Origin of the sequence: Streptomyces sp. NBC_01515 (assembly GCF_045040345.1) — a bacterium.
In the GTDB taxonomy this organism is placed as follows: domain Bacteria; phylum Actinomycetota; class Actinomycetes; order Streptomycetales; family Streptomycetaceae; genus Streptomyces.
This window is the reverse complement of the sequence record NZ_CP109416.1, coordinates 6,579,242-6,603,449: the sequence shown is the minus strand read 5'-3', so window position 1 is coordinate 6,603,449 and position 24,208 is coordinate 6,579,242. Positions and strand designations below refer to the sequence as shown.

General features: G+C 69.1%; 29 protein-coding genes. 9 read left to right on the top strand and 20 right to left on the bottom strand.

Translation table 11 applies throughout. The annotated features are described in order from the left end of the window. The first annotated feature begins 132 nt into the window (after positions 1-132). Positions 133-1,425 (top strand): DUF6716 putative glycosyltransferase, encoded by a 1,293-nt coding sequence (locus OG407_RS29945; RefSeq protein ID WP_405862755.1) that lies wholly within the window; start codon positions 133-135, stop codon positions 1,423-1,425. 118 nt (positions 1,426-1,543) lie between these two features. Here the strand turns inward: OG407_RS29945 and OG407_RS29940 are convergent, their stop codons facing one another. From OG407_RS29940 to OG407_RS29915, 6 genes are all read right to left on the bottom strand, one after another. Next, positions 1,544-2,200: a TetR/AcrR family transcriptional regulator gene (locus tag OG407_RS29940; RefSeq protein ID WP_405862753.1), complete on the bottom strand. Its 657-nt coding sequence runs from the start codon at positions 2,198-2,200 to the stop codon at positions 1,544-1,546. A gap of 46 nt (positions 2,201-2,246) precedes the next feature. Next, complete coding sequence (locus OG407_RS29935; protein WP_405862751.1) at positions 2,247-2,558, bottom strand: DUF4229 domain-containing protein; 312 nt, start codon at positions 2,556-2,558, stop codon at positions 2,247-2,249. Positions 2,559-2,651: 93 nt separating this feature from the next. After that, the gene (locus OG407_RS29930) at positions 2,652-3,176 is read right to left on the bottom strand and encodes a GNAT family N-acetyltransferase (protein WP_405862749.1); all 525 of its coding nucleotides are present in this window, start codon (positions 3,174-3,176) and stop codon (positions 2,652-2,654) included. Positions 3,177-3,210: 34 nt separating this feature from the next. Beyond that, a complete protein-coding gene (mqnE, locus tag OG407_RS29925; RefSeq protein ID WP_403584044.1) occupies positions 3,211-4,374 on the bottom strand; it encodes an aminofutalosine synthase MqnE in 1,164 nt (387 codons plus the stop codon). A 48-nt stretch (positions 4,375-4,422) separates the two neighbouring features. After that, positions 4,423-4,878 carry an Lrp/AsnC family transcriptional regulator gene (locus tag OG407_RS29920; RefSeq protein ID WP_366098715.1) on the bottom strand — a complete coding sequence of 152 codons (456 nt, stop codon included), beginning with the start codon at positions 4,876-4,878 and terminating at the stop codon, positions 4,423-4,425. Between the two features lie 88 nt (positions 4,879-4,966). Next, positions 4,967-5,617: a UbiX family flavin prenyltransferase gene (locus OG407_RS29915; protein ID WP_328680318.1), complete on the bottom strand. Its 651-nt coding sequence runs from the start codon at positions 5,615-5,617 to the stop codon at positions 4,967-4,969. A gap of 142 nt (positions 5,618-5,759) precedes the next feature. On the opposite strand from OG407_RS29915, the gene OG407_RS29910 reads away from it, so the two are divergent. Further along, complete coding sequence (locus OG407_RS29910) at positions 5,760-6,365, top strand: rhomboid family intramembrane serine protease (RefSeq protein ID WP_405862746.1); 606 nt, start codon at positions 5,760-5,762, stop codon at positions 6,363-6,365. Between the two features lie 69 nt (positions 6,366-6,434). Here OG407_RS29910 and mqnP read toward each other — a convergent pair whose 3' ends face one another. Further along, complete coding sequence (gene mqnP / locus OG407_RS29905; protein WP_405862744.1) at positions 6,435-7,337, bottom strand: menaquinone biosynthesis prenyltransferase MqnP; 903 nt, start codon at positions 7,335-7,337, stop codon at positions 6,435-6,437. Next, positions 7,334-8,788 carry a menaquinone biosynthesis decarboxylase gene (locus tag OG407_RS29900; RefSeq protein ID WP_405862742.1) on the bottom strand — a complete coding sequence of 485 codons (1,455 nt, stop codon included), beginning with the start codon at positions 8,786-8,788 and terminating at the stop codon, positions 7,334-7,336. The genes mqnP and OG407_RS29900 overlap by 4 nt, the downstream gene beginning before the upstream one ends. Before the next feature lie 76 nt (positions 8,789-8,864). On the opposite strand from OG407_RS29900, the gene OG407_RS29895 reads away from it, so the two are divergent. Both OG407_RS29895 and OG407_RS29890 read left to right on the top strand, forming a co-directional pair. Further along, on the top strand, positions 8,865-9,164 hold the full coding sequence (locus OG407_RS29895) for a PLD nuclease N-terminal domain-containing protein (protein WP_328680326.1): 300 nt from the start codon (positions 8,865-8,867) through the stop codon (positions 9,162-9,164). 118 nt (positions 9,165-9,282) lie between these two features. Continuing rightward, positions 9,283-10,722, top strand: coding sequence for a purine-cytosine permease family protein (locus OG407_RS29890; RefSeq protein WP_405862739.1), 1,440 nt, complete (start codon positions 9,283-9,285; stop codon positions 10,720-10,722). On the opposite strand, the gene OG407_RS29885 is transcribed toward OG407_RS29890, so the two are convergent. The 4 genes from OG407_RS29885 to OG407_RS29870 all read right to left on the bottom strand — a co-directional run bounded on the left by OG407_RS29885 (position 10,707) and on the right by OG407_RS29870 (position 12,547). Then, positions 10,707-11,198 carry a DUF2505 family protein gene (locus tag OG407_RS29885; protein WP_403582680.1) on the bottom strand — a complete coding sequence of 164 codons (492 nt, stop codon included), beginning with the start codon at positions 11,196-11,198 and terminating at the stop codon, positions 10,707-10,709. The genes OG407_RS29890 and OG407_RS29885 overlap by 16 nt on opposite strands. 88 nt (positions 11,199-11,286) lie before the next feature. After that, entirely contained in the window at positions 11,287-11,478 is a 192-nt protein-coding gene (locus OG407_RS29880; protein ID WP_405862737.1) for a DUF397 domain-containing protein, read from the bottom strand. Between the two features lie 48 nt (positions 11,479-11,526). Then, positions 11,527-11,646, bottom strand: a complete 120-nt coding sequence (locus tag OG407_RS29875; RefSeq protein ID WP_405862735.1) for a DUF397 domain-containing protein — start codon at positions 11,644-11,646, stop codon at positions 11,527-11,529. Beyond that, positions 11,603-12,547, bottom strand: a complete 945-nt coding sequence (locus tag OG407_RS29870; RefSeq protein ID WP_405862733.1) for a Scr1 family TA system antitoxin-like transcriptional regulator — start codon at positions 12,545-12,547, stop codon at positions 11,603-11,605. Before OG407_RS29870 ends, OG407_RS29875 begins: the two co-directional genes overlap by 44 nt. A 117-nt stretch (positions 12,548-12,664) precedes the next feature. On the opposite strand from OG407_RS29870, the gene OG407_RS29865 reads away from it, so the two are divergent. Next, entirely contained in the window at positions 12,665-13,294 is a 630-nt protein-coding gene (locus OG407_RS29865) for a hypothetical protein (protein WP_405862731.1), read from the top strand. Positions 13,295-14,241: 947 nt separating this feature from the next. Here the strand turns inward: OG407_RS29865 and OG407_RS29860 are convergent. The 7 genes from OG407_RS29860 to OG407_RS29830 form a co-directional block, all read right to left on the bottom strand. Then, positions 14,242-14,853 (bottom strand): pyridoxal 5'-phosphate synthase, encoded by a 612-nt coding sequence (locus OG407_RS29860; RefSeq protein WP_405868682.1) that lies wholly within the window; start codon positions 14,851-14,853, stop codon positions 14,242-14,244. 148 nt (positions 14,854-15,001) lie between these two features. Beyond that, positions 15,002-15,877, bottom strand: a complete 876-nt coding sequence (locus tag OG407_RS29855) for a GNAT family N-acetyltransferase (protein WP_405862729.1) — start codon at positions 15,875-15,877, stop codon at positions 15,002-15,004. After that, entirely contained in the window at positions 15,877-16,482 is a 606-nt protein-coding gene (locus tag OG407_RS29850) for a GNAT family N-acetyltransferase (protein ID WP_405862727.1), read from the bottom strand. Before OG407_RS29850 ends, OG407_RS29855 begins: the two co-directional genes overlap by 1 nt. Before the next feature lie 37 nt (positions 16,483-16,519). Continuing rightward, on the bottom strand, positions 16,520-16,945 hold the full coding sequence (locus OG407_RS29845) for a type II toxin-antitoxin system VapC family toxin (protein ID WP_405862725.1): 426 nt from the start codon (positions 16,943-16,945) through the stop codon (positions 16,520-16,522). Beyond that, complete coding sequence (locus OG407_RS29840) at positions 16,938-17,213, bottom strand: type II toxin-antitoxin system Phd/YefM family antitoxin (protein WP_405862723.1); 276 nt, start codon at positions 17,211-17,213, stop codon at positions 16,938-16,940. Before OG407_RS29840 ends, OG407_RS29845 begins: the two co-directional genes overlap by 8 nt. 32 nt (positions 17,214-17,245) lie before the next feature. Then, positions 17,246-17,647 carry a Zn-ribbon domain-containing OB-fold protein gene (locus OG407_RS29835; protein WP_405862721.1) on the bottom strand — a complete coding sequence of 134 codons (402 nt, stop codon included), beginning with the start codon at positions 17,645-17,647 and terminating at the stop codon, positions 17,246-17,248. Next, positions 17,647-18,096, bottom strand: coding sequence for a DoxX family protein (locus OG407_RS29830; protein ID WP_405862719.1), 450 nt, complete (start codon positions 18,094-18,096; stop codon positions 17,647-17,649). Before OG407_RS29830 ends, OG407_RS29835 begins: the two co-directional genes overlap by 1 nt. A 356-nt stretch (positions 18,097-18,452) precedes the next feature. Between OG407_RS29830 and OG407_RS29825 the strand changes: the two genes are divergently transcribed. The 4 genes from OG407_RS29825 to OG407_RS29810 all read left to right on the top strand — a co-directional run bounded on the left by OG407_RS29825 (position 18,453) and on the right by OG407_RS29810 (position 23,414). Continuing rightward, positions 18,453-19,697: a flavin-containing monooxygenase gene (locus tag OG407_RS29825; protein WP_405862717.1), complete on the top strand. Its 1,245-nt coding sequence runs from the start codon at positions 18,453-18,455 to the stop codon at positions 19,695-19,697. A 139-nt stretch (positions 19,698-19,836) separates the two neighbouring features. Then, positions 19,837-22,062 carry an acetate--CoA ligase family protein gene (locus OG407_RS29820; protein ID WP_405862715.1) on the top strand — a complete coding sequence of 742 codons (2,226 nt, stop codon included), beginning with the start codon at positions 19,837-19,839 and terminating at the stop codon, positions 22,060-22,062. Further along, positions 22,053-22,856 (top strand): enoyl-CoA hydratase/isomerase family protein, encoded by an 804-nt coding sequence (locus OG407_RS29815; RefSeq protein ID WP_405862713.1) that lies wholly within the window; start codon positions 22,053-22,055, stop codon positions 22,854-22,856. The genes OG407_RS29820 and OG407_RS29815 overlap by 10 nt, the downstream gene beginning before the upstream one ends. A 66-nt stretch (positions 22,857-22,922) precedes the next feature. Beyond that, positions 22,923-23,414, top strand: coding sequence for a nucleotidyltransferase domain-containing protein (locus OG407_RS29810; RefSeq protein WP_405868680.1), 492 nt, complete (start codon positions 22,923-22,925; stop codon positions 23,412-23,414). Positions 23,415-23,441: 27 nt separating this feature from the next. On the opposite strand, the gene OG407_RS29805 is transcribed toward OG407_RS29810, so the two are convergent. Further along, positions 23,442-24,035, bottom strand: a complete 594-nt coding sequence (locus OG407_RS29805; RefSeq protein ID WP_405862711.1) for an HAD family acid phosphatase — start codon at positions 24,033-24,035, stop codon at positions 23,442-23,444. Positions 24,036-24,208: the final 173 nt, after the last annotated feature.

Genomic DNA, 24,208 nt, shown 5'->3' with positions numbered 1-24,208 from the left:
GGCCTTGAGGAGTCCGCACAGGAAAACCCCAGCTCACCCAAGGAGCTTTCAAGGGATCACTCATGCACTCCTCAGGGACGCTTCTTACTCTCGGCTCACTTCGCCGGACCCGCCAGGAAGGGCCCCTGAGCCATGCCGCCCAGACGTATAGCCGTACTCGCCGACTCTGACACCCGCTGGAAGTGGGGCGCGTCGGTGGCACGGCAGATCACCCCCGAGCACGCCCTCGACGCGTACTTCCTGCGCGGCCGGTCGACCCCCACGGAGCGCCAGCTCGCCGAGATCGGGATCGAGCCCGACAGCCGACGTGAACTCCCCGCCGCCGCACTGGTCGACGACACGGAACTGGCCGACGCGGACATCGTCGTGATGGCCGTCTCCGGCGGCACGGTCCTGGCCCTCACCCACAGCCTCGGCCTGGCCTGGGCGGGCCGCGAACACCGGCCGATCACCGTCACCGGGTACGTCGGCGTCGTCTACGAGAAGATGGTCGACGGCCTGCTGACCCGTGCCGGGAGCGACATCGTCCTCGCCAACTCCACGTACGACGCACGCCGGTTCGGCGCCGCGTTCGCGAGCGTCGGGGTCGATCCGGACTCGGTGGTGGAGTGCGCGCTGCCGTTCCTCGGCGGCGAGCCCTACCAGCCGTCCACCGAGCGGCCGTTCACCCTCACCTTCGCCGTCCAGCCGTCCGTCCCCAAGAGCAAGCAGGACCGCCTGCGGCTCCTGGAGCGGGCCGCCGCCCACGCCCGGCGCCACCCCGACCGCCTGGTGCTGATGAAACTGCGCAGCCTCCCCGGCGAACACACCACCCACGTCGAGGCCGACCCGTACCAGCTCCTCATCCAGAACCTGGCCCAACCCGCCCCCGCCAACCTCCAGTTGGTCTACGGCAACATGGGCGAGGTCCTCGACCGCACCGACCTGCTGGTCACCGTCAGCTCCACCGCCGCGCTGGAGTCGATGCAGCGGGGCATCCCCACCGCGATCCTCACCGACTTCGGCGTCCGCGAGGCACACGGCAACCACTACTTCATCCACTCCGGCTGCCTGGCCTCCTGGGACGAACTCGACGCCGGCGCACGGCCGTTGCCCGACCCCGCCTGGGCGGACGCGCAGGGCGTCGGCAAGAGCGACCCGTACGCCGCGACCCGCGCCCGCGTGGCCGCGCTGCGCGCCGCGGGACCGCTGCCGACCCTGCGCCCCTACTACTCGCCGCAGCGCGCCGGCATCTACCTCTCGGGCCTGCTCACCCGCAACGGCTTCGACGAGAAGGGTCGCCCGCTGACCGACCCGCTGGGCGCCGCCGATTCGGGCCGGGTGAAGAAGGCGGTACGACGCGTCGCCCGGCGCGGCGCCAAGGCGGTGTACCGGGTGGGGTATCAGCGCGTCGCGCCCACGCTGCGCAAGTGGGGCGCGGTGTGAGGCGAGCGGCACCCGGTCCTGACGGTGTCCCGGCGGTCCTCGGTGTCCCGGCGGTCCTCGGTGTCCCGGCGGTCCTCGGTATTCCGGCGGTCCTCGGTGTCGGCGAAGGCCCGCGGCGCTAGCGGCCCTTGATGTCGGCGGGCGGCGCCCAGGGCCGCCCCTCCATCAACTGGCCCAGCCCCGCCCACGCGAAGTTCATCAGCGTCGCCGCCGCCTGCTTGGCGGTGACGCCCGGGGTCGCGTTGGACCAGGCTGCGAGGGACTCGGCGGCGCCGACCAGCGCCTCGGCCAGACCGGCGACCTCATGCTCGGGGAGGTCCGGGTCTCGGTGCGCCTCGCGGGCGGTGACCGCGATCAACTCGGTCACGAACGCGACGAGTTCGGCGCGCATGGCAGCCACCTCGGCCGCGAAGGGTTCGCCGTGGGTGCGGGCCTGGAGGTGCAACACGGCCCAGCCGTCCGGGTGTTGCGCGGTGTGGGTGAAGAACGCCCGCAGCCCGTCCCAGAGTTGGCGGTCGGCGGGTGCCCCGGTGTCCACACCGGCCCGTACCGACTCGGTGAGTGCCTGGCCCTCGCGCCGGATGCACGCGGTGAACAGGTCTTCCTTCGAGTTCAGGTAGAGATACACCAACGGCTTGGACACGCCCGCGAGTTCGGCTATCTCGTCCATCGACGCGGCCATGTAACCGTGCTGCCCGAAGGTGTGCACGGCGGCGTCGAGCATCTGCTGCTCACGGACCGCCCGCGGCATCCGTTTGGTCTTCACGGCACCCATGGGGCAAGGGTAGTTGGACCAGACCGCATGGCTGCCGACAGAACCTCTAGGAAGCCTGGCCCTGCGGGTGGGAGGCCGGCTGGACGGCGTCCACCGTCTCGTCCTCCTGGCTGCGGTTGGCGTCCAGGTTGGCCTTCATCCGGTCGACCCGCTCGACGATCTGCACCGAGGCCCGGTCCCGCACCCCGCGCAGCACCACGAAGCTGATCGGCGCCGAGATCACCAGCGCCAGCAGCACGATCCACATGCCGTTGGACTCGCCGAAGCCGCGCGGGAAGACGCCGAGGTAGACGAGGCCCCAGACGACGCCGAGGCAGCCCGCGAAGACTCCGAGGCGCCACAGTGTGTAGCGGAACATCTCAATCCACTCTTCCGTAACGAACAGACTTAACCGAACAGTCCCAACCAGTGAAGCACGCGCCCCCACCGATCTTCGGGCGGGGTCGGCGGCTCACAGCAAGGGCAGCAACATGAAGATGTCGTCGCGGTCGTCCCCGGGGGCGACCCGGATCGCGCCGGGCACCCGCCCGACCTCCTTGTAGCCGCAGGAGCCGTAGAACCGCTCCAGACCATGGCCGCCCCGGCAGGTGAGGCGGATCGCCTCGATGCCGTCGATGCCGCGGGCGGCCTCCTCGGCGGCGGCGAGGAGGTCGCGGCCGTAGCCCCTGCCCTGGTGGCGGGGGTGGACCATCACCGTGTAGAGCCACAGCCAGTGCAGCATCAGGCGGTGCGTGTTGAACGCGAGGAACACGGTCGCCGCGACCCTGCCCGTCTCGTCCCGGCCGACCAGCAGCCGGGTCCGCCCCTCCACCATCGCGACGAAGTGCTTCACCAGCTCGGGCCGTATCTCGTCCACCGCCACCGGTGCGACGAAGCCGACCGAGCCCCCCGCGTTGGAGACGTCCGCCCAGAGGGTGAGGATCTCCTCGCGCAGGGCAGGGGATATCGCGGGGTCCAGTTCAAAAGTCAGTGACATGTCGGAAAGCCGTGATCGTTTCAGAGGGTGGTCGTCACACCCGCATCGCCTGCGGGGACTCGCGCCGCGCCGGGTCCGGGCCGTCGTACTCGCGGATGATCTCGTAGCGCGTGTTCCGCTCGACCGGCTGGAAACCGGCGTCGCGGATCAGGTCGAGGAGGTCGTCGCGGGTGAGCTTGTTCGGGGTGCCGTAGTTGTCGGCGTCGTGCGTGATCTTGTACTCGACGACCGAGCCGTCCATGTCGTCCGCGCCGTGCTGGAGGGCGAGTTGGGCGGTCTGGACGCCGTGCATGACCCAGAAGACCTTGACGTGCGGGACGTTGTCGAAGAGGAGACGGGACACCGCGAAGGTCTTGAGAGCCTCCGCACCCGTCGCCATCTGCGTCCGCGCCTGGAGGCGGTTGCGGACCTTCCCGTCCTTCATGTCCACGAAGTCGTGCTGGTAGCGCAGCGGGATGAAGACCTGGAAACCGCCGGTCTCGTCCTGGAGCTCCCGCAGCCGCAGCACGTGGTCCACGCGGTGGCGCGGCTCCTCGATGTGGCCGTAGAGCATGGTGCACGGGGTCTTGAGACCCTTCTCGTGCGCCAGGCGGTGGATCCGGGACCAGTCCTCCCAGTGCGTGCGGTGGTCCACGATGTGCTGGCGGACCTCCCAGTCGAAGATCTCCGCGCCGCCGCCGGTGAGGGATTCGAGGCCGGCGTCGATGAGTTCGTCGAGGATCTCGCTCGCGCTCAGCCCGGAGATGGTCTCGAAGTGGTGGATCTCGGTGGCCGTGAAGGCCTTCAGCGAGACCTCCGGGAGGGCCTTCTTCAGCTCGCTCAGCGAGCGGGGGTAGTACCGCCAGGGGAGGTTGGGATGGAGCCCGTTGACGATGTGCAGCTCGGTGAGGTTCTCGCCCTGCATCGCCTTCGCGAGCCGGACGGCCTCCTCGATGCGCATCGTGTACGCGTCCTTCTCGCCCGGCTTGCGCTGGAACGAGCAGTAGGCGCAGGACGCGGTGCACACGTTGGTCATGTTCAGGTGACGGTTGACGTTGAAGTGGACGACATCGCCGTTCTTCCGCGTCCGCACCTCGTGCGCGAGTCCGCCCAGCCAGGCCAGGTCGTCCGACGCGTACAGCGCGATGCCGTCCTCACGGGACAGCCGCTCACCGGAGCGGACCTTCTGCTCCAGCTCGCGCTTGAGCCCGACATCCATGCCCATACCTCTTCCTAAGACAGCTTGCTAAACGGTACGCCTATGCCGCTACGCCTCTTCGGGCAGCTCTCCGACCCGGTTCTCCCACTTCGTGGAGAGCACGATCGTCGTACGGGTCCGGGACACACCCTTGGTCCCGCTGAGCCGCCGGATGGTCTTCTCCAGGCCGTCCACGTCCGGTGCCCGCACCTTCAGCATGTACGAGTCCTCGCCCGCGATGAACCAGCAGTCCTCGATCTCACTGAGGTCCTTCATGCGGCGCGCCACGTCCTCGTGGTCGGCGGCGTCGGAGAGCGAGATGCCGATCAGGGCGATGACGCCGAGGCCGAGGGAGGCCGAGTCGACGGTCGCGCGGTAGCCGGTGATGACACCGGCCGCCTCCAGCCGGTTGATGCGGTCGGTGACACTGGGTCCCGACAGGCCGACGAGGCGCCCCAGCTCCGCGTAGGAGGCCCGGCCGTTCTCTCTCAGGGCCTGGATGAGCTGCCTGTCCACCGCGTCCATGCGATCGATTGCCTTCCGGTGATGACGATGAAGGTGATGCCGAGAATGTGATGCCGATGAAGATGGATGAATAAGCGGGTGCCGTACGTCAGTTGGTGGTGTCGGCGGTGCGGAAGCCGGCGCCGAGGTCGCCCTTCCACCGCCGGTACAGGTCGTGCTCGACACCCGCCGAGTCCAGGACCCGCCCGGCGACGAAGTCCACCAGGTCCTGGATGTGGGTGGCTCCGGCGTAGAACCCGGGCGACGCGGGCACCACGGCCGCGCCCAGGTCGTCCAGGGTCACGAGGTGCCGCAGCGTCTGCCCGTTCAACGGCGTCTCGCGTACGGCGACCACCAGCTCGCGCCGCTCCTTGAGAGTCACGCTCGCCGCCCGCTGCAACAGGTCCTTGCTCAGCCCGAGGGCGATCCCGGCGACGCAGGCGGTCGACGCGGGCACGACGATCATCCCCTTCGCGGGGTACGACCCCGAGGACGGCCCCGCCGCGAGATCGCCCGCGCTCCAGTGCCGTACGGCGTCGGTGTCGATGGCGGGCTGGAAGGTGCCGGGCTTGCCGTCGGCGCCGCGGGCCAGCCATTCCCGCAGGTCGTCCTGCCAGTGCGCGTCCCGGAAGGCGATCCCCGTCTCGTCGAGGAGCGTGAGCCGGGACGCGCGGGACACCACGAGGTCGACGCTCTCGCCGGCGTCGAGGAGCGCGCGCAGCACGGCAGCCGCGTATGGGGTGCCGGAAGCGCCGGACACCCCTACGATCCAAGGCGTACGCCGCGTCTCTCCTGGCTTGACTGGGTTCACGACACCGAGCCTAGCTGGCGTCGCGGGACGGGAACCGGCCAAGGGTGCCGGGGCGTTCTTCTGTGGGGACGAGTGGACTCTGGGGGGTGCCATGTCCGGTACGGAGTTGGAGTGGTCGCAGAGCGACCGCGCGAAGGCCGCGGCCAAGCTGATGGTGGGCTGGGTCGCGCTGTTGTGGCTGCTCGAAGTGGTGGACGTGGTGTCCGGCCACGCCCTCGACAGCCTCGGGATCATCCCGCGCGAGCCGTCCGAGCTGATCGACATCGTCCCGGCCGCGTTCATCCACTTCGGCTTCGCGCATGTCGCCGCGAACAGCGTCCCGCTGCTGGTGTTCGGCTTCCTGGCGGCACTGGGCGGCATCCGCCGTTTCCTTCTGATGTCCGCGCTGATCATCGTCGCGGACGGCCTCGGCGTGTGGCTGATATCCCCGGCCCACACGAACACGGCGGGCGCGTCGGGCCTGATCTTCGGCCTCTTCGGCTTCCTGCTGACCAGCGGCTTCACCGAACGCCGCCCGCTGGGCATCGCCGTAGGCCTGCTGATCGGCGCGGTCTGGGGCACCTCGATCCTGTTCGGCCTGGCCCCGACCCAGTCGGGGGTCAGCTGGCAGGCCCACCTGATCGGGCTGGCGGCGGGGGTGGGAGCGGCGTTCGTGTTCCGGCGCAGGCCCACCCCGAGGACTGCGCTGACATCGTGAGCCCGCCGCTTGGACGGTGAGCCCGCCGCTTGGACGGTGACCCCGTCGCTTGGACGGTGACCCCGTCGCTCAGACGGTGAGCCCCCGCACCAGCAGATCCAGCAACGCGCACACGAACAACGCGATCCCGATGAACCCGTTGACGCTGAAGAACGCCCGGTTCAACCGCGAAAGATCATGCGGCCGGACGATCGAGTGCTCGTACAGGAACGCGCCCGCGACGATCAGCAGCCCGAACCAGAAGAAGGCGCCGGCGCCGGTAGCCGCGCCGTACCAGGCGAGCAGGGCCGTCGTGATCGCGTGGCAGACGCGGGCGCCCCAGATCGACGCCGGGATGCCGAAGCGGGCCGGGACCGACATGACGCCGATCTCGCGGTCGGTCTCGATGTCCTGGCAGGCGTAGATCAGGTCGAAGCCGCCGATCCAGATGCCGACGGCGAGACCGAGGATCACCGCGTCCCAGGACCACTCGCCGGTGATCGCCAGCCAGCCGCCGACCGGGCCCATCGCCTGGGCGAGACCGAGGATGGCCTGCGGGAAGTTCGTGAACCGCTTGCCGTACGGATAGATCACCATCGGGATCACCGCGATGGGGGCCAGCGCCAGACAGAGGGGGTTGAGGAGAGCCGCCGAGCCGAGGAACACGACCAGGGCGACGAGCGCGCCCGTCCACGCGTGCTTCACCGACATCGCGCCGGTGACCAGCTCGCGGTGCGCGGTGCGCGGGTTACGGGCGTCGATCTCGCGGTCGATGATCCGGTTGACCGCCATCGCGAACGTCCGCAGCCCCACCATGCAGATGGTGACCAGCAGCAGCCGCGCCCAGTGGATGTTCTCGTCCAGCTGGAACATCGCGGTCAGCGCGGCGATGTACGCGAAGGGCAGGGCGAAGACGGAGTGCTCGATCATGACGAGGCGTAGGAACGCCTTGGTGCGCCCCGGCTGCGGGATCGCGGCTGATGCGCTGCTCACGAAAGTCCGTACTCCTTCCACCGGCGGTCGACCTTCGCCGCCGTCTCCGGGTCGGACAGCACCATCTCGGGCCAGCCGCCGTCCCGCGTGTAGCCCTCCTCGGGCCATTTCCTCGTCGCGTCGATCCCCGCCTTGCCGCCCCAGAACTGCTGGTAGGAGGCATGGTCGAGATGATCGACGGGTCCTTCCACGACCGAGAGATCGCGGGCGTAGTCCGTGTTGCCGAGGGCCCGCCACGCGACCTCGTGCAGATCGTGAACGTCGCAATCCGCATCGACGACCACGATCAACTTGGTCAGGGACATCATGTGCGCACCCCAGACCGCGTGCATCACCTTCTGCGCGTGCTTCGGGTACTTCTTGTCGATGGAGACGATCGCGCAGTTGTGGAATCCGCCCGCTTCGGGCAGGTGGTAGTCCACGATGTCCGGCACGATGATCTTCAGCAGCGGCAGAAAGAACCGCTCCGTGGCGCGCCCCAGCGGTCCGTCCTCCGTCGGAGGCCTTCCTACGACGATCGACTGAAGCAACGGCCGCTTCCGCATCGTCACGCAGTCGATGGTCAGCGCGGGGAAGGGTTCCTGCGGTGTGTAGAACCCCGTGTGATCTCCGAACGGCCCCTCCGGCAGCATCTCGCCGGGCTCCAGCCACCCCTCGATGACGACCTCGGCCTGCGCCGGCACCTGCAACGGCACGGTCTTGCAGTCGACCATCTCGATCCGCTTGCCCGCGATGAACCCGGCGAAGAGGTACTCGTCGATGTCACCGGGAAGGGGCGCGGTGGAGGCGTACGTCACGGCGGGCGGACACCCGAAGGCGATGGCGACCGGCAGCCGCTCACCCTTCCTGGCCGCGACCTGGTAGTGGTTCCGGCTGTCCTTGTGGATCTGCCAGTGCATGCCGATGGTGCGCTTGTCGTGGCGCTGGAGCCGGTACAGCCCGAGATTGCGGATCCCGGTCTCCGGGTCCTTCGTGTGCGTGAGCCCGAGGTTGAAGAAGGACCCGCCGTCCTGCGGCCAGGTGAAGAGGGCGGGCAGCAGGTCCAGATCGACGTCGTCCCCTTCGAGGACGACCTCATGCACCGGCGCTTCCTTGACCTTCTTCGGCGGTACGTGGGTCATCGCGCCGAGCTTCCCGAAGGCGTCCCGCACCCCCACGAACCCCTGCGGCAGTTCGGGCCGCAGCAGCCCGCCGATCTTGTCGGAGATGTCGCCGTACGACTTCAGCCCCAGCGCCTTCAGCAGCCGCCGGTCGGTCCCGAAGACGTTCATGGCGAGGGGCATGGACGACCCCTTCACCTTCTCGAAGAGGAGCGCGGGTCCGCCGGCCTTCTGGACCCGGTCGACGATCTCCCCGACCTCCAGATAGGGGTCCACCTCGGCCTTGATGCGCTTGAGGTCTCCCTCGCGCTCCAGTGCCCTGAGCAGGGAGCGAAGATCGTCGTAAGCCATGTGTCCAAGTATCGGGCACCCGCTAACCTGGCCCCGTCACCGGGGCCGTCCCACCACTCAGGAGAATCTCGCCGCCATGCTCAGGTATCTGCCCTTCCTGCTGGTCCTGGCTCTGTGGATCTACGCCTTCGTGGACTGCCTGAACACGCCCGAGGAGGACGTGCGGGGCATGCCGAAGCTGGCGTGGGTGTTCGTGATCCTGCTCTTCGGCGAGGTGCTGGTCGGTCCGATCGCGTGGCTGATCGCGGGCCGGGCGCGGCGTACGGCGGACGGGGCGGCGGACGCGCCGGGCCGGTGGATCGCGCCGGACGACAACCCCGAGTTCCTGAAGTCCCTGAACAAGGACGACCTCAAGGACGACCCCAAGCCCGAGTAGCGGTGAAGTGGACCGAGCCGAGGTGACGCGATACGTGCAGGTTGTACGCCGGTGAGCGGCCCGGTACGGACAATGCGCCTCTGGGCCCGGACCGGCAGGAACCGGACACTTACCTCGCATGACGACTGCTCCCGCCGACTCGACCGGCACCCTCGCCCCCGAATACGGTGACAAGGTCATCGCCGTAGAGACGGCCGGTGCCGAGCCCATCCCCGACGCCGAACGCCACGGCAGCCCGCTCCAGCTCCTCTGGACCTGGGCCTCCCCGAACATCGAGTTCGCGACCGTCTACATCGGCGTGATCTCGGTCCTCTTCTTCGGCCTGAGCTTCTGGCAGGCGACCGCGGCGATCGTCCTGGGCACGGGCCTCGGCGCGATCACGCAGGGCTTCCTCTCCCTGGACGGACCGCGCTTCGGCGTCCCGCAGATGGTGATCGGCCGCTTCTCCTTCGGCTTCCGCGGCAACATCATCCCGTCGGCGGCCAACGGCCTTGTGGCGGGCGTCGGTTGGTTCGCGGTGAACAGTGTGAGCGCGGCGTTCGCACTGAACACGCTGACGGGTCTACGTCCCCTCCCGTCCCTGCTGCTGGTGGTCGTGGCGGAGATCCTGATCGGCTTCATCGGCCACAACTTCGTGCACACCTTCGAGAAGTACGCGTTCCCGGCGCTGGCGGTGATCTTCCTGCTGGCCGGCGTCTGGACCTTCAAGGACGCGCACCTCGGCGGGGGCGGCACGGGCGGCGGCCTAGGCGGCTTCCTGTTGGCGCTCAGCGCGGCCTGGGGCTACGCGGCGGGCTGGAACCCCTACGCCACGGACTACTCGCGCTACCTCCCCCGCACGGCGAACAAGTTCAAGACGATCCTGTACCCGGCGCTGGGCCTGTTCGTGTCGGTGACGTTCGTGGCGGTGATGGGAGCGGCCTCGGCAACGCTGCTGGCCCCCAAGGACGCCACCCCGACGGCGGCCTTCACGGGTCATCTCCCGTCCTGGCTCGGCAACTTGGTGCTGCTCGCGATCATCCTCGGCGCGATCTCGGCGAACGCCCTGAACGTCTACTCCGGCGCGATCTCCCTCACGGCGCTGGGCCTGAAGCTCCCCGCGTGGCTGAACCGCAGCGTCCTGGTCGTGGTGTCCGGGGTGGCCGGTACGGCGGCGGCGTGGGCGTCACTGTCCGACGCGGGTTCGGCGTACGAGGCGTTCCTGCTGGTGATCGCGTACTGGGTGGCGCCGTGGCTGGGCGTGGTGCTGGTGGAACGCTGGTTCCAGTCGAGGTCCACGACAACAACAGCGGAACTGGCCCCCCGCCTCACCGACCCCACCTTCACCAACTGGCCCGGTCTGGCAGCCCTGTTGATCGGCATCGGGGTGTCGGTCCCGCTCTTCTCCAACCAGGAGGACTACGTCGGCTACGTCCCGAAGCACTGGCCGTCCTTCGGCGACAGCACGCCGATCGTGGGCTTCGTGCTGAGCGCGGTGCTGTACGTGGTGTTCACCCGCGTAACGGGACGCACCTCAGCGTCCGCGTCGGCATCGGCGTCCGCTCAGGCCGAGGCCTGACGGTTGTAGAACGGGACGGTCCGGTCCCACTCCTCGCGCAGGGTCTTCTCCATGAAGCCCTCCAGCAGGCCGCCGACGCCGAAGATCTTCGCCTCGTAGGTGAAGTCCAGGCGGAGGCGGCTGCGGACGGCGTCGACGTCCTCGACCCTCAGGTGACCTTCGTGGCGGATCTTGTCCGCCTGACTGCTCGGCGTGACCTTCCAGGTCCACAGCCGGTCGGCCTTCTCGAAGGTCCCGTCCTCGACCTCGCCGAAGTCCGCGCCGAGCAACTTGGCGACCGGAGCGGGCAGTTGCATCCCCCGCTGGAACACGGTCCGCCGGACAACCCGCTCGTCACTCTCCCGCCGCCCCGACATCGCATAACTCCTGTACGTCAACTCGCCCTTGTACAGGTCCTCTTCACGCGCCGAATCAAGAAACCAGACGAAGAACCCGTCGGGAGCACCGGCCACGTCATAGGTAAGGGTGAACTTCATGCACGCAAAGTATCAGTCCGGGCACTCGCTGTAATCACCCTTCAACGTACGCCAGGGCGCTCGAAGTTGACGGGGACGTACGCACCGATCAGCGAAGAGAATCCGTGAACGCGGACCAGGCGGAATGGGTGACGACCAGCACGGGGCCGTCTACGACTTTGCTGTCCCGCACTGGTACGACGACGGGGAAGGCCGGGGCGACCTCGACGCAATTGCCGCCGTTCTCGCCGCTGCAACTGCTCTTGATCCAGGTCACCGCGTTCAGCTCATGCCTGCCCATGACGATCAGCACAGCCACGAACTGCCGCCCGGAAAGGGGGAGTTCGAGTCAGCGAAGAGCGGCCGTGAACGCAGACCAAGCAGCACGCGTGACGACCAGCACCGGGCCCTCGACGACCTTGCTGTCACGCACCGGCACCACGGCGGGGAAAGCGGGGGCGATTTCCACGCAGTTGCCGCCGTTGTTGTCGCTGTAGCTGCTCTTGATCCAAGTCGCCACGCCGAGCTGGTGCCTGTCCATGGTGCTCGTAACCCTCCATCACGTCGCTGATCAGAGCGGCGGATTCGCGGGCCGACGGGATGTCCGCCCTGAGCACATCATAGGCCTGACTGTGGCGCGCGAAGATGGCCGGATCGTCGTTGAAATGCCCCCGGTCCAGCGACTCCGAGTACACCCAGTCATGCCCGTCCGGCAGCTTGATCAGGGAGAAGGAGTTGCGGGGGCGGATGAGCCCGAAGAGTCCCGCAGGGGCCACCTGGATACGGATGTTGGGGCGCCGTCCGACATCCAGCAAGTGGGCACACTGGTCCCGCATGGCCTGTGGGTTCCCCACCGCGTTACGTAGACAACTCTCATCCAGGACCGCGATGTACAGGGGCCCTTCGTCGGCGAAGAAGCGCGGTTGGCGACTGAGCCTGGCCCGGACACGTTCCTCCACCTCCTCACCGGTCGCAATCTGAGAGAACAGAGCGCGCGCATAGCCCGGCGTCTGCAACAACCCCGGCACGACGCGCTCTTGATACTCACGCAACGCAACAGCCTGGGCGTCCATCTCAGCCCGCTTCTCGAACCAATCGGGATGCTGCACCTCGGGATACCAGTCGATCTGGCGCCACATCCGCAGCAACGCCCCACCCGTGTGCAGGATTTCGTCACACGTCTTCGCGAACGACTCCTGCGGAACCCGCGTCCCCGCCTCGATCTTGGCCACATGAGAGCGGTCGCAGTGAAGCTGCCGTGCCAAAGCCTCCTGCGTCAGCAACTCGGTCTCGCGATAGAACCGGAGTAAGTCACCGAACAGCACAGCGTTACTGACCCCGCCCGTGGCCTCCGCGTTGCGATAGGTCACCGAACCCGCCCCCCCTCCGTGGCAATAGCCCAATGGCACGCGCCAAGCATTGATACGCACCGTTCCCCTGGGCGACTCTCAATACACCCAGAGTGATGAAGTGGCCCCGGAGTGAACATGGTTGAGCCGATCGCGAACCAGATCGAACAAGGAACGCTCGTCTACGACATCAGTACGAACAAAGTGGGTGAGTACCGAGGCAAGGCAGGCCCTTACGCGATGCTGCGCCCACTAGGCGGAGGCCGCGAATGGGAGGCCACCCCGGAAGCCGTACGCCCCGCGACACCGGAGGAGCGACTGACCGCGAGCGTAAAGGCCGCCAACTCCCGCTCCTGGGTGGGAAATTCCGTCCCCTACGACATCACCACACCCCCCTCCCCCATCCCCGACTGCCAGGCCTGCGCCGGCCTCGCCACCCTCCGGAACGACGCCCGCGCCCACAACGACGGCACCGCCGAGACCGACGCGAACGTCCTGCTCCGCCGGCACCAGCACCGCGACCACGAGATCCGGCACCGGCGGGTCTTCCGCTTCGTGCCGTACGCGATCGTCCAGGACCCCACCGCGGAACCGGAGTACGAAGCCCGTTGCGTCTCCGGCGACGAGTCCGACTGCGCTGCCTCCTCCGGGCCGTACGGCAACCCGGCCGACGTAGAGGAATGGCAGCGCAAGCACACGCAGGAGACCCGGCATACCCGTTACCGCCGTAGCTTCGCGGACTACGCGGTACTGGAACCGCAGGGGTAGGAGTGAGCCCTCGTTGGAATGTTGCCGTTGGGCCCCTCGCTTCTCAGCCAGTGTCGTGCTTCCACGGCCCGAGTAAAGGGCGCTCCCTACGGTCGCGTCGGCTACGCCGATTCCGCTCCGCTCCACCCTTGACTAGGGCCGCTCCAGCCCGTTTCAGAAGCGAGCGAGCGGCCCGGAAGGATGGGTGGCCAAGGTGGGCAGGCCCCTACCTGTACTGCGACGCGGGCCGGAGCTACGGGGCGCGCTCGCGTCTCGCCAGCACGCCGGGCCGGCTCAGCGGCCAACCCCCGGTGGGTGGGTACTGGAAGCCAGGGGTAAATCTAACCACCGTCGCGACCTTTGACCGGTTAGAAGAGGCCCCAGCCTCCCGAGGGGGCAGGACCGGAGGCCGGGGCAAGGAGGGGGAGGGGGGAGGTGGGTCCGCGAAGTGTGACACTTTCGCTTCGACTGTCACATTTCTGCGGGCCGGGTACCCCGGGGCCCGGGGAGAGCCGACCGACGGACGGGGAGTCGGCGTCCAGGCCACCACCTAGGGCATCGTCCTGGCCGGCGCCTGGGTCGCCGCCCAGAACCGGCCGATAGCCGCTAAGGCAGCCCGGCGTGCAGGGGAGACGCGAACGCGTCCCCTCGCCCCTGGCCCCGCTCTCTCTGGAAGCCGCAACTATCCACTCGGGGTTGGCCGCTGAGCCGAGGCGGCGTGCTGGCGAGGCGCGAGCGCGCTCCTCTACTCCGGCCCGCGTCGCAGCACAGGTAAGGGGATTCCTAGCCGAGCCACCCGTTCCTGCGGGCCGCTCGCTCGCTTCTCCAACGGGCTGGAGCGGCCCTAGTCAAGGGTGGAGCGCAGCGGAATCGGCGCAGCCGACGCGACCGCAGGGAGCGCCCTTTACTCGGGCCGCGGAAGCACGACACTGACCAAGAAGCGAGTGGCCCAACGGTCAGTACACAGCTCAGGGCCAGAGCAGCCCCTTCGACCAGCCCCGCTCCTCCCGGACATAGCTCAGGCGCACGTGTCGTCGTAGCGCATCGCCCTGAAAGAACTCGACCTCGTCCGGGAACACGCGGTACAGGGTCCAGGAGGGGGCAGGGGTTTTTGGTTCTCGTTGTGCCAGTTCCCACGCCTCTTCCGACGTCTGCGTCAACTCGCCCAAGGATGAGAGGACTTCGCTCTGGTGGCCAGTTAGCGCTGCCGCCAACGCACCCGTCGAGTGAGCGTGCAGGTCCGCCTGGGATTCGGTCGGTGTCGCGGGGATGACCGGGCCTCGTAGGCGGACTTGGCGGCCGAGCCGGGGCCAGTAGAAGGCGAGGGCGGCGTAGGCGAAGCCCTTCAACTGGTGGCCTTTGCGGCTTGTGGAGTGGGTCGCGAAGGACCAGCCGTCGTTGTCCGCGCCGTGCAGCATGACCATCCGTACGTCCGGGAGGCCGCCGCCCTCAGACTCCGGGTCGCCGTCCCGCGTCGCCAGCGACATCACATGCGGTTCGATCTCGCCCGCCGCCGCCGCCTCCGCGAACCAGGTGGTGAAGAGGGCGAGGGGAGTGTCCGGTGCCGCGGTCGGGTCCAGTGGCGGCAGCTTGGTCACCTCCGGGGCCCATACCCGTAGTGACTTCAGCAGTTCGTGAAGGTCTGATCCCGATCCCGATCCCGATCCCGATCCCGATCCCGATCCCGATGCTGATGCTGATGCTGATCCCGTTCCCATGGGTCGAGTATCACCTTCGTTCCGCGCCGGGTCGGAAGTCGTAGCCCGCGAAGTCCTCCACCGGGCGGTAACCGATGCGCTGGTACAGGGCGTTGCTCGTGGGGTTGGCCAGGTCGGTGAACAGGAGTACCTCGTCCGCGCCCACCGCCAGGGCCATTCCACTGACCTCCGCTGTCACCGCGCCCGCGTAGCCCCGGCCCCTGAGGTCCGCCGGGGTGTAGACAGGGGCGACTCGGACCTGGCCGGCGACCTTCGTCGTGAGCCCGGCCATGGACACCGGCGTACCGTCCGGGGTTTCCCAGAGCGTGATCCCGCCGTACGCGATCCGGGAGTCGGCCCACTCGCCGGGGTCCTGCGAGGTGCCGCTCTCGCCGATCGCCGCGGCGAACTCGACGTGCCAGCGCATGAGTTGGTCGCGGTCGTCTGCCGTCGCGACTCTCGGGCGGCCCGGTGGGGAGGGTTGCGGAGTCGTCAACTCGCCCAGGCGGTACAGGCGTTGGCGTGCGTGGAGTTCGGAGAGGGCACCCGTTCGGCTTGCCCATGCCTCCGCGAACGTCGATGCCGTGTCCAGTTCAGCCATGACTCCTGGCAACTCGTCGCCGCGCAAGGCCAATTGGGCGGCCAGCTCGACGGCCTCCTCCGCGGCGAGGGGTGTCAGCATCAGCCGGCCGGGAGGTGTGCGGAAGAAGGCGGCCCGTACTTCGCCGTCGCGTTCCAGTGCGCCGAACACCGGGTCGCCCTCGCCGTACATACGCAGCCCTCGGCTGCGCAGCGCGGCCGTCACCGTCAGGTGAACCGTGTGCAGGGCGGGGCGGGAACGCAGGAACTCCCCTGCGTGGGTGAGGAATTGGTCCAGGTTCCCGGTGATGTGCCAGTCGCGGTCCATCACACCTTCACCTCCGGTTCCGGGTCCGTGGCCAGCCGGCCGTGCAGGTGGACGTCACGGAACGCGTCCCGTTGGCCCGCCTCGAACATCGCCCCGCGCAAGGTTCCCTCGGCCGGGAAGCCGCAGTGCTCGGCGATACGGCAGGACGCGTCGTGGCCGAGGGCGTGGCCCAGTTCGAGGCGGTGCAGGCCGAGGTCGGTCAGGGCCCAGCGGGCGGCGAGGGTGAGGGCGCGGGTGGCGACGTTGCGGCCCCGGGCCTCGGGGAGCGTCCAGTAGCCGACGCGGGCGACGCGGATGACGTGGTCGATGTCGTTGACGCCGATGTGTCCCAGCGTCGTACCGCCGGCCGCGTCCGTGACACAGAACGACGCGCTGACGCCGTCCTCCGCGTTCTCGGCACGGGACCGCAGCGAGTTGCGGGCGCTGGCGAAGTCCGTGATCGGCCGCAGTGGAGTGTTCCAGCGCTGGAACTCGGGGTCCGACACTCCGCGCAGCCAGTCCGTCACATCGGTGTCGTCGTCGGCATCCCAGGGCCGCAGCCGCAGTCCGTGACCGTAGAGCTCGGGGAGGGGCTGCTGCGGAGACCGCTCGCGTATGTGGGCCATCGCGCCATTGAATCAAGCCCCTTGTGCGCCGGGTACGTCATTTTTCGGGCCGGGACAGTCGGACGGGGACGATGAGAACCACGTCTTCCAGCCCTTTGAAGTCGCCCGCATGGCGCGTGTAGAGCGGCAGGCCTCTCGTCGAGGCGATCGCGGCGATCATGAGATCCATGCGCCGTGGTCGCGGATCCCTGTCGGCCGCGATGGTCAGTGCGACCAGCGTGCCGTACCGGGCGGCGGCGGCCCCGTCGAACGGCAGGGGGTCGAAGTCGGCGACCGCGGCTCCCAGCTTCTCCATGCGGGCCGCCCTCGCCATCGGGTCCTTGGCCATGGCCACGCCCTGCTGCAGTTCGGCCAACGTCACCGCGGTGAGCTCCGGCGCGACAGGAAGATCCCGCGGGGCGAGGAGGTCGAGATCGATATAGGTGCAGGTGTCGAGGACACCGGCGGGATGCCGATCAGCCACGCCTGCGCTCCCAGGGGTCTTCGTCGGCCCGTTCCTCGCCCTCGAAGAATTCGTCCGCCTCCGCTCGCATCCGCGCGGAGTCCACACGCGGAAGCATCCGGTGCCGGGCCACGAGTTCCTCGACGCTCAGCCGCCGCCGGCGTGGCAGCGGGCGCAGTTCGGCGACCTCTATGCCGTTGCGTGTGATGTGGTACGTCTCCCCGGCCTCCACCGCGTCCATGACCGCGGCGGAGTTGTTGCGGAACTCCCGCTGCGTGATCGTCTTCATACAACCGGTGTAGCCCGGCGTGTCTCACGGGGCTACACCGCCCTGAACACCGGCACCCCGTCCCGGAACGTCACCTCCACCGGCATCCCGGCCCGCAGCCCCGCGGGCTCGGGCCCGGATTCCACGAGCTCCGTCATCATCCGCGGCCCCTCCGCGAGATCGACCACCGCCGCCACGTACGGCACGCGCTCGCCGAAGGGCGGGAGGTCGTTGCGGTGGACGACGGACCAGGTGTAGAGGGTGGCGTGGCCGGTCGCGGGTTCCCAGGTGACGTGGTCGCTCCAGCAGTGGGGGCAGAACTCGCGGGGGTAGTGGTGGGCCCGGCCGCAGTCCGTGCAGCGGCGGAGGAGCAGGCGGCCCTGGGCCGCGGCGTCCCAGTAGGTGCGGGTGAACGCGTCGGGCTCGGGGAGGTCGTAGCGCGGGGAGGTCCCCATCAGAACCATGCCAGTGCCGCGTCCAGCGACCACACCTGCCAGGACATCGCGAACAGGGCGACCAGGGAGATGAGCGCCATCATCGCGTTCTGCCCCTGCTCCGCCCAGTCGTGGATCATGAGCGTGAAGTAGAGGACGTTGAGGAGCAGGCCCCCGACGAGCGCGGCCGGGGTGAGGAACCCCACGACCAGGCCGAGGCCGACCGCCAACTCGGCGTAGACGACGACGTACGCCATCGTGCGCGGGCGCGGCGCGACCATCGTGTCGAAGCCCGAACGGACCGCCGTCCAACGGTGTTTGGCGGCGACGTCGGCCGCCCACGCGATGCCGGTGCCGCGTTCGAACCAGGCCTTCTTGTCCTTGTGCCGCCAGCTCTCCAGCCACCACAGCCCGAGTCCTATACGGAGGACCGCGAGCCAGTCCGCTCCGCTGAGCCAGATCGCATCCATGAATCTGACGGTACGTCAGAAACCGAAGAAAGCCGAGGGGCTGCCATGAAAATCCTGCGTTCCGGCCGTGCCTCCGTTCCGGCCGTGCCGCCATTCCGGCCGTACCGCTGTGGGTCCGCCGCGGATCCCCGCAGATTGCTGACAATTCCGTTCGGCGCCGTGGAACTGGGGCGCCAACGACCTCAGCACCGACCAGACGATCGACCAGACGGTCTCCAAGGCGCCACGGGCGCAGTTCACAACCAGAGGCCCTACGCCACCGACCTCACCCACTCCTCCACACCCGTGATCGATCCGCAACCAATTCCGGGCTTGACCGAGACCCATCAACGTGGGATGTGATTACGCTCGCGCTCATGGCCGACTCCACAGCGTCCCCGACCCCCGCGGCGCAGAACCACGCAGACCGTCCCGTGTACGTCATCGGAGGCGGCCCCGGCGGTCTCGCCACCGCGTACGCGCTGCGCGCGCAGGGCATCCGTGCCGTCGTACTGGAGAAGTCGGACCGGGTCGGAGCGTCCTGGCGCAGGCACTACGACCGCCTGCACCTGCACACCACCCGGCGGCTGTCGAGCCTGCCCGGGCTCACGATGCCGCGCCGGTTCGGCCGCTGGGTCTCGCGGGACGACGTGGTGCGCTATCTGGAGAAGTACGCCGAGGTCCACGAGCTGGAGATCGTCACCGGCGTCGAGGTCTCCCGCGTCGAACGCTCGGCCGACGGTACCGGCTGGCTGCTGCACGCCACCGGCGGCCGCGAACTGACCGGCCGCGCGGTCGTCATCGCCACCGGCACGAACCACACCCCCCGCATCCCCGACTGGCCCGGCCGCGACACCTACACCGGCCAACTCCTGCACGCCGCGGACTACCGCGCCGCCCAGCCCTACGCCGGCCAGGACGTCCTCGTCGTCGGCATCGGCAACACGGGCGCGGAGATCGCCGTGGACCTGGTGGAGGGCGGAGCATCGCGCGTCCGCCTCTCCGTCCGCACCGCCCCGCACATCCTGCGCCGCTCGACCGCGGGCTGGGCGACCCAGTACACAGGCGTTCTCGTACGACGGCTGCCGGTCGGCCTGGTCGACCGGCTCGCGGGGCCGGTGTCCAAGGTCAGCGTGCCGGACCTGTCGGCGCAGGGGCTGCCGCGCCCCGAGACCGGGCTGTACAGCCGGGTCAAGGAGGGGTCGATCCCGGTGCAGGACGTCGGGCTGATCGACGCCGTGCGCAGGGGGCGGGTCGAGATCGTGCCGGCCGTGGAGAGCTTCGAGGACGGCAAGGTGGTCCTCACCGGCGGCGACCGCATCGGGCCGGATGTGGTGATCGCGGCCACGGGCTACGTCCGCTCCCTGGAGCAACTCGTCGGCCACCTGGGCGTGTTGGACGCCCGCGGCAAGCCGGTCGTGAACGGGGCCCGCACCCCGAAGGACGCGCCCGGCCTGTACTTCACCGGGTTCACCAACCCCATCAGCGGCATGCTTCGCGAACTGGCCATCGACGCGGAGAAGATCGCGAAGACGGTCGCCAAGGAGACCAGGAAGCTCTCGAAGCAGGCCTCGAAGGCGGCCTCGAAGGGAGCCTCGAAGGGAGTTCCGGCCGCGTCCTGACCCGGGGTCCGTCCGTGTCCGTCCGTTCTTTGCGTGCACGACAGTTCCTGACGGACTGTCAGTTCGTTAATCTGACACTGCGTCAGGTAATTGCGCTGGCATGACTGTCACGACTGTCACACAGGAGCGGGGCGGACCGATGCTTGGATCAACCCACGGCACCCTCACCACCGACTCCCGCCGGGCCCGGGTCATCGCCTGCGGTGAGCAACCCGGCCCCGCCGTCCACGGCAGGCCCGCCGACGTCGACGATCTCGACGTCAGCGGACGGCCGTTGTACGCGGGCGTACCCGACCTGGACTGTTTCTTCCGCCCCGAGTCGGTCGCCGTGATCGGCGCCTCCGACGCGGAGGGCCGCCCGAACACCGGCATCACCCGCCAACTCATGGCCTGGGCAGGGCGGGTGGGGGCCCGTCTGCACCCGGTGCACCCCACCCGCGCCACGGTCTTCGACGTCCCCTGCTTCCCCTCCATCGCCGACCTCCCCGAACAGGTCGACCTGGCCGTGGTGTTGGTGGCCGATCCGCTTCCCGTGATCGAGCAACTCGCCGAGGCCAAGGTGAAGTTCGCGGTCGCCTTCGCCTCCGGCTTCGCGGAGACGGGCGAGGCGGGCGCGCTGGCGCAGGCCCAACTGGCCGCCGCCGTAGGCCGATCCGGCCTCCGCCTCCTCGGCCCGAACACCAACCTCAACGCCTTCGAGAACTTCCGCGAGGACCTGGAAGGCCCCGCGATAGCCCTCATCACCCAGTCCGGCCACCAGGGCCGCCCGGTCTTCGCCCTCCAGGAACTCGGCATCCGCCTCTCCCACTGGGCCCCCACCGGCAACGAGGCCGACCTGGAGACGTCCGACTTCATCTCCTACTTCGCCGAGCGCCCCGAAGTAGGCGCCATAGCCTGCTACGTGGAGGGCCTCAAGGACGGCCGCTCCTTCCTCCTCGCCGCCGACCGCGCCGCCCGCCGCAAGGTCCCGGTGGTCGCGGTGAAGGTCGGCCGCACCGAGACCGGCGCCCGTACGGCCGCCTCCCACACCGGCAAACTCACCGGCGCGGACACGGTGGTGGACGCGGCGATGCGCCAGTACGGCGTGATCCGCGTCGACGGCCTGGACGAACTCCAGGACACGGCGGCCCTGTTGGCCCGGGCGAAGCCTCCGGTGGCCGAGGGGGTGGTCGTGTACTCGATCTCCGGCGGCACGGGAGCCCACTTCGCCGACCTGGCGAGCGAGGCGGGACTTCGGCTGCCGCGGCTGTCGGAGGCGAAACAGTCCGAACTCCACGAGTGGATACCGCCGTACCTGAGCGTGGCGAACCCGGTGGACAACGGCGGTCACCCGGTGGGCGATTGGCGCGGCCGGAAGATCATCGACGCGATCCTGGACGACCCGGAGGTAGGGGTGCTGGTCTGCCCCATCACGGGCCCGTTCCCCCCGCTGAGCGACAAGCTGGTGGAGGATCTGGTGGCGGCGGCGGAGCGGACGGACAAGCTGGTGTGCGTGGTGTGGGGCTCACCGGTGGGCACCGAACCGGCGTACCGGGAGCGGCTGTTGGGCTCGTCCCGAGTGGCGACCTTCCGCACGGTGGGCAACTGCATCACGGCCCTCCACGCCTACTTCTCCCACCACCGCTTCGTCCACGCCTACCGTTCCCCCTTCGACGAGGCCCCCCGCGCCGTCTCCCCCTCCTTCCGCAAGGCCGAGGCCCTGATGCGCCCGGGCCAGCAGCTGAGCGAACACGCGGCGAAACAACTCCTGCGGGCCTACGGAATCCGGGTCCCCCGCGAGCAGTTGGTGACCAGCGCGGCAGCGGCCGTACGGGCGGCGGGACTGGTGGGCTACCCGGTGGTGATGAAGGCGTCCGGCGCGCAGATCGCGCACAAGACGGAACTGGGCCTGGTGAAGGTGGGCCTGACCTCGGCGAGCCAAGTCCGGGACGCGTACCGCGAGTTGACGGACATCGCGCGCTACGAGGACGTGACGCTGGATGGTGTCCTCGTCTGCCAGATGGTCGAACGGGGCGTCGAGATGGTCGTGGGCGTCACCCAGGACGAGTTGTTCGGCCCGACGGTGACGGTGGGGCTGGGCGGAGTGCTCGTGGAGGTACTGCGGGACGTGGCGGTACGGGTGCCGCCGTTCGGTGAGGAGGCGGCGCGCGACATGCTCGGCGAGTTGCGCGGGCGGCCGTTGCTGGACGGGGTACGGGGACGCCCCCCGGCCGACCTGGACGCCCTGGTGGAGGTGATCCTGCGCGTGCAGCGCATGGCCCTCGAACTGGGCGATGTGCTCGCGGAGTTGGACATCAACCCGCTGATGGTGCTGCCCAGGGGGCAGGGCGCGGTGGCGTTGGACGCGTTGGCGGTGTGCCGGTGAGCGATCCGACGGCCGAGGTCACGCACGCGATCGCGGGCGGCGTCGCCTACCTCACCCTCAACCGCCCCGAGGCCCTGAACGCGATCACCCCGGCCCAACGGGACCGCCTGATAACCCTGTTGGGAGAGGCATCGGCGGACCCATCGGTACGGGCGGTGGTCCTCACCGGCACCGGGCGCGGTTTCTGCGCGGGCGCGGACCTGCGGGGCGGCGGCTCAACCGGGGAACGGATCGCCGGAGACGTGGCTCGCACGATCCGCCAGGGCGCGCAACGCCTGATCGCCGCCGTCCTGGACTGCGAGAAACCGGTGATCGCGGCGGTGAACGGCACGGCGGCCGGCCTGGGCGCCCACCTGGCCCTGGCCTGCGACCTCGTACTGGCCGCGGAATCGGCGAAGTTCATCGAGGTGTTCGTACGGCGGGGGCTGGTCCCGGACGGCGGCGGCGCGTATCTGCTGCCGCGCTTGATCGGCCCGCAGCGCGCGAAGGAGCTGATGTTCTTCGGCGACACGGTGAGCGCGGCGGACGCGGAACGGCTCGGCCTGGTCAACAGGGTCGTGCCGGACGAGGAGTTGGAGAAGACGGCCCGCGACTGGGCGGAACGCCTCGCCGCCGGCCCGACCCGAGCCCTCGCCCTCACCAAGCAGCTCGTCAACGCGTCCCTGGACAGCGACCGTACGACCGCGTTCGCGGCGGAGGCGGCGGCGCAGGAGATCAACATGACGACGGAGGACGCGCGGGAAGGGGTGGCGAGTTTCGTGGAGCGGCGGAGCCCCGAGTACCGGGGGCGGTGACCCCCTGGCTTACCTCGCAAAACGGTTCGCGTGTCCGGGGCGGTCACTTCTAACGTGCCTCAAGTGATGGGTGCCGACGAGGTGTTGTTCATCCTGGAGCTGCTGCGCCGTGCGGAGGCGGACGTCTGGATCGGCGGCGGCTGGGGCATCGACGCCCTGATCGGCGAACAGACCCGGGACCATCGCGACCTGGACCTGATGCACCGCCGGGACCAGGAGGACGCGGTGCTGGCGGCGCTCTCCGCCGAGGGGTTCGTGGAGAGCCTGGACTGGCGCCCTATCCGCTTCGTCGTGACGGCCCCGGACGGCCGCGAGATCGACCTCCACCCCCTCCTCTTCACCGCCGACGGCTCGGCGACCCAGGCCTCACCCGAACCGGAACGCCCCTTCACCTACCCCTCCTCGTGCTTCGTGACAGGCACGATCAGGGGAACGCCGGTTCCGTGCCTGTCCGCCGGGCAACAGGTCTGTTTCCACCAGGGATACGAGCCGACGGAACGCGACCGGCACGACATGGCGCAACTACGGCGCGTCTTCGGAATCGGCACGCACTTCTGACAGCGGGGCCGCCGGCCGCTGTGCGGGTCAGTCCAACAGGCCGTCGTAGTCCGGGAGTTTGTACGTCGTGTCGGCGTAGCCGCCCGAGAGGTCGGTCGTGTTGTTGCCGATGTTGGCGATGATGTCGTAGCCGTTCGCCTCGATCGCCTTGCGCTGGGAGGTCTTGAAGTCGGCGATGGACTCGGTCAGGAGCTGGGCGACCGTGCGGGCGTAGAGGCCGTCGACCGTGTAACCGACCGTCGTCAGGTTGGACTTGGTGACCGCGTTGAAGAGGTTGCTGCGGGCGCTGACGAAGAAGACGCTGATGCCCTTGGCGTGCGCGTCCTGGGCGAGGGCGAGGACCGGCGGGGTGGCGGGGACCGTGATGCCGCCCTCGAAGTAGGTCTCCAGCGAGGTGTTGTCGATGTCGAGGACGATCGCCTGCTTGGCACCGGAGGTGTTGGCGGCGGCACGGGAGTCGACGTAGGTCTGCGCGGGGCCGGTGACGGCGGCGACGTCGGTCAGCCACTGGGACTCGGTCACGGTCGAGTCGGCGGCCTGCGCGGGCAGGGCGGCGGCGAGCGTCAGGGCGAGGCCGGCGACGGCGGCCACGGCTCCGCCGCGTGCGGTGAGACGGTTCATCGTGTGGGTGCTCCTCAAGTCACGGCTGCCGGCGGTGATGTACCGGCGGCGGTCGTTCCGTAACCCTGCTGAGGGTTGGCGTGCGGAGGGTGACCCGGAGGGGTCCGTGGGGCGACGTAACCCTCATGTTCTGCCCCGTAACCTGTGATTTTCCCCTGAGGACAGGCGAGGGG

Bases quoted from the DNA above. Each gene is read 5' to 3' on its own strand.
- OG407_RS29830 (WP_405862719.1), bottom strand. From the start codon at position 18,096: ATGGATGCGATCTGGCTCAGCGGAGCGGACTGGCTCGCGGTCCTCCGT.
- OG407_RS29810 (WP_405868680.1), top strand. From the start codon at position 22,923: ATGGGTGCCGACGAGGTGTTGTTCATCCTGGAGCTGCTGCGCCGTGCG.
- OG407_RS29850 (WP_405862727.1), bottom strand. From the start codon at position 16,482: ATGGCCCACATACGCGAGCGGTCTCCGCAGCAGCCCCTCCCCGAGCTC.
- OG407_RS29855 (WP_405862729.1), bottom strand. From the start codon at position 15,877: ATGGACCGCGACTGGCACATCACCGGGAACCTGGACCAATTCCTCACC.
- OG407_RS29920 (WP_366098715.1), bottom strand. From the start codon at position 4,878: ATGGACGCGGTGGACAGGCAGCTCATCCAGGCCCTGAGAGAGAACGGC.
- OG407_RS29880 (WP_405862737.1), bottom strand. From the start codon at position 11,478: ATGGGCAGGCATGAGCTGAACGCGGTGACCTGGATCAAGAGCAGTTGC.
- OG407_RS29945 (WP_405862755.1), top strand. From the start codon at position 133: ATGCCGCCCAGACGTATAGCCGTACTCGCCGACTCTGACACCCGCTGG.
- OG407_RS29840 (WP_405862723.1), bottom strand. From the start codon at position 17,213: ATGAAGACGATCACGCAGCGGGAGTTCCGCAACAACTCCGCCGCGGTC.
- OG407_RS29825 (WP_405862717.1), top strand. From the start codon at position 18,453: ATGGCCGACTCCACAGCGTCCCCGACCCCCGCGGCGCAGAACCACGCA.
- OG407_RS29805 (WP_405862711.1), bottom strand. From the start codon at position 24,035: ATGAACCGTCTCACCGCACGCGGCGGAGCCGTGGCCGCCGTCGCCGGC.
- OG407_RS29835 (WP_405862721.1), bottom strand. From the start codon at position 17,647: ATGGGGACCTCCCCGCGCTACGACCTCCCCGAGCCCGACGCGTTCACC.
- OG407_RS29890 (WP_405862739.1), top strand. From the start codon at position 9,283: ATGACGACTGCTCCCGCCGACTCGACCGGCACCCTCGCCCCCGAATAC.
- OG407_RS29900 (WP_405862742.1), bottom strand. From the start codon at position 8,788: ATGGCTTACGACGATCTTCGCTCCCTGCTCAGGGCACTGGAGCGCGAG.
- OG407_RS29885 (WP_403582680.1), bottom strand. From the start codon at position 11,198: ATGAAGTTCACCCTTACCTATGACGTGGCCGGTGCTCCCGACGGGTTC.
- mqnE (WP_403584044.1), bottom strand. From the start codon at position 4,374: ATGGATGTCGGGCTCAAGCGCGAGCTGGAGCAGAAGGTCCGCTCCGGT.
- OG407_RS29820 (WP_405862715.1), top strand. From the start codon at position 19,837: ATGCTTGGATCAACCCACGGCACCCTCACCACCGACTCCCGCCGGGCC.
- OG407_RS29935 (WP_405862751.1), bottom strand. From the start codon at position 2,558: ATGTTCCGCTACACACTGTGGCGCCTCGGAGTCTTCGCGGGCTGCCTC.
- OG407_RS29930 (WP_405862749.1), bottom strand. From the start codon at position 3,176: ATGTCACTGACTTTTGAACTGGACCCCGCGATATCCCCTGCCCTGCGC.
- OG407_RS29865 (WP_405862731.1), top strand. From the start codon at position 12,665: ATGGTTGAGCCGATCGCGAACCAGATCGAACAAGGAACGCTCGTCTAC.
- OG407_RS29940 (WP_405862753.1), bottom strand. From the start codon at position 2,200: ATGGGTGCCGTGAAGACCAAACGGATGCCGCGGGCGGTCCGTGAGCAG.
- OG407_RS29895 (WP_328680326.1), top strand. From the start codon at position 8,865: ATGCTCAGGTATCTGCCCTTCCTGCTGGTCCTGGCTCTGTGGATCTAC.
- OG407_RS29910 (WP_405862746.1), top strand. From the start codon at position 5,760: ATGTCCGGTACGGAGTTGGAGTGGTCGCAGAGCGACCGCGCGAAGGCC.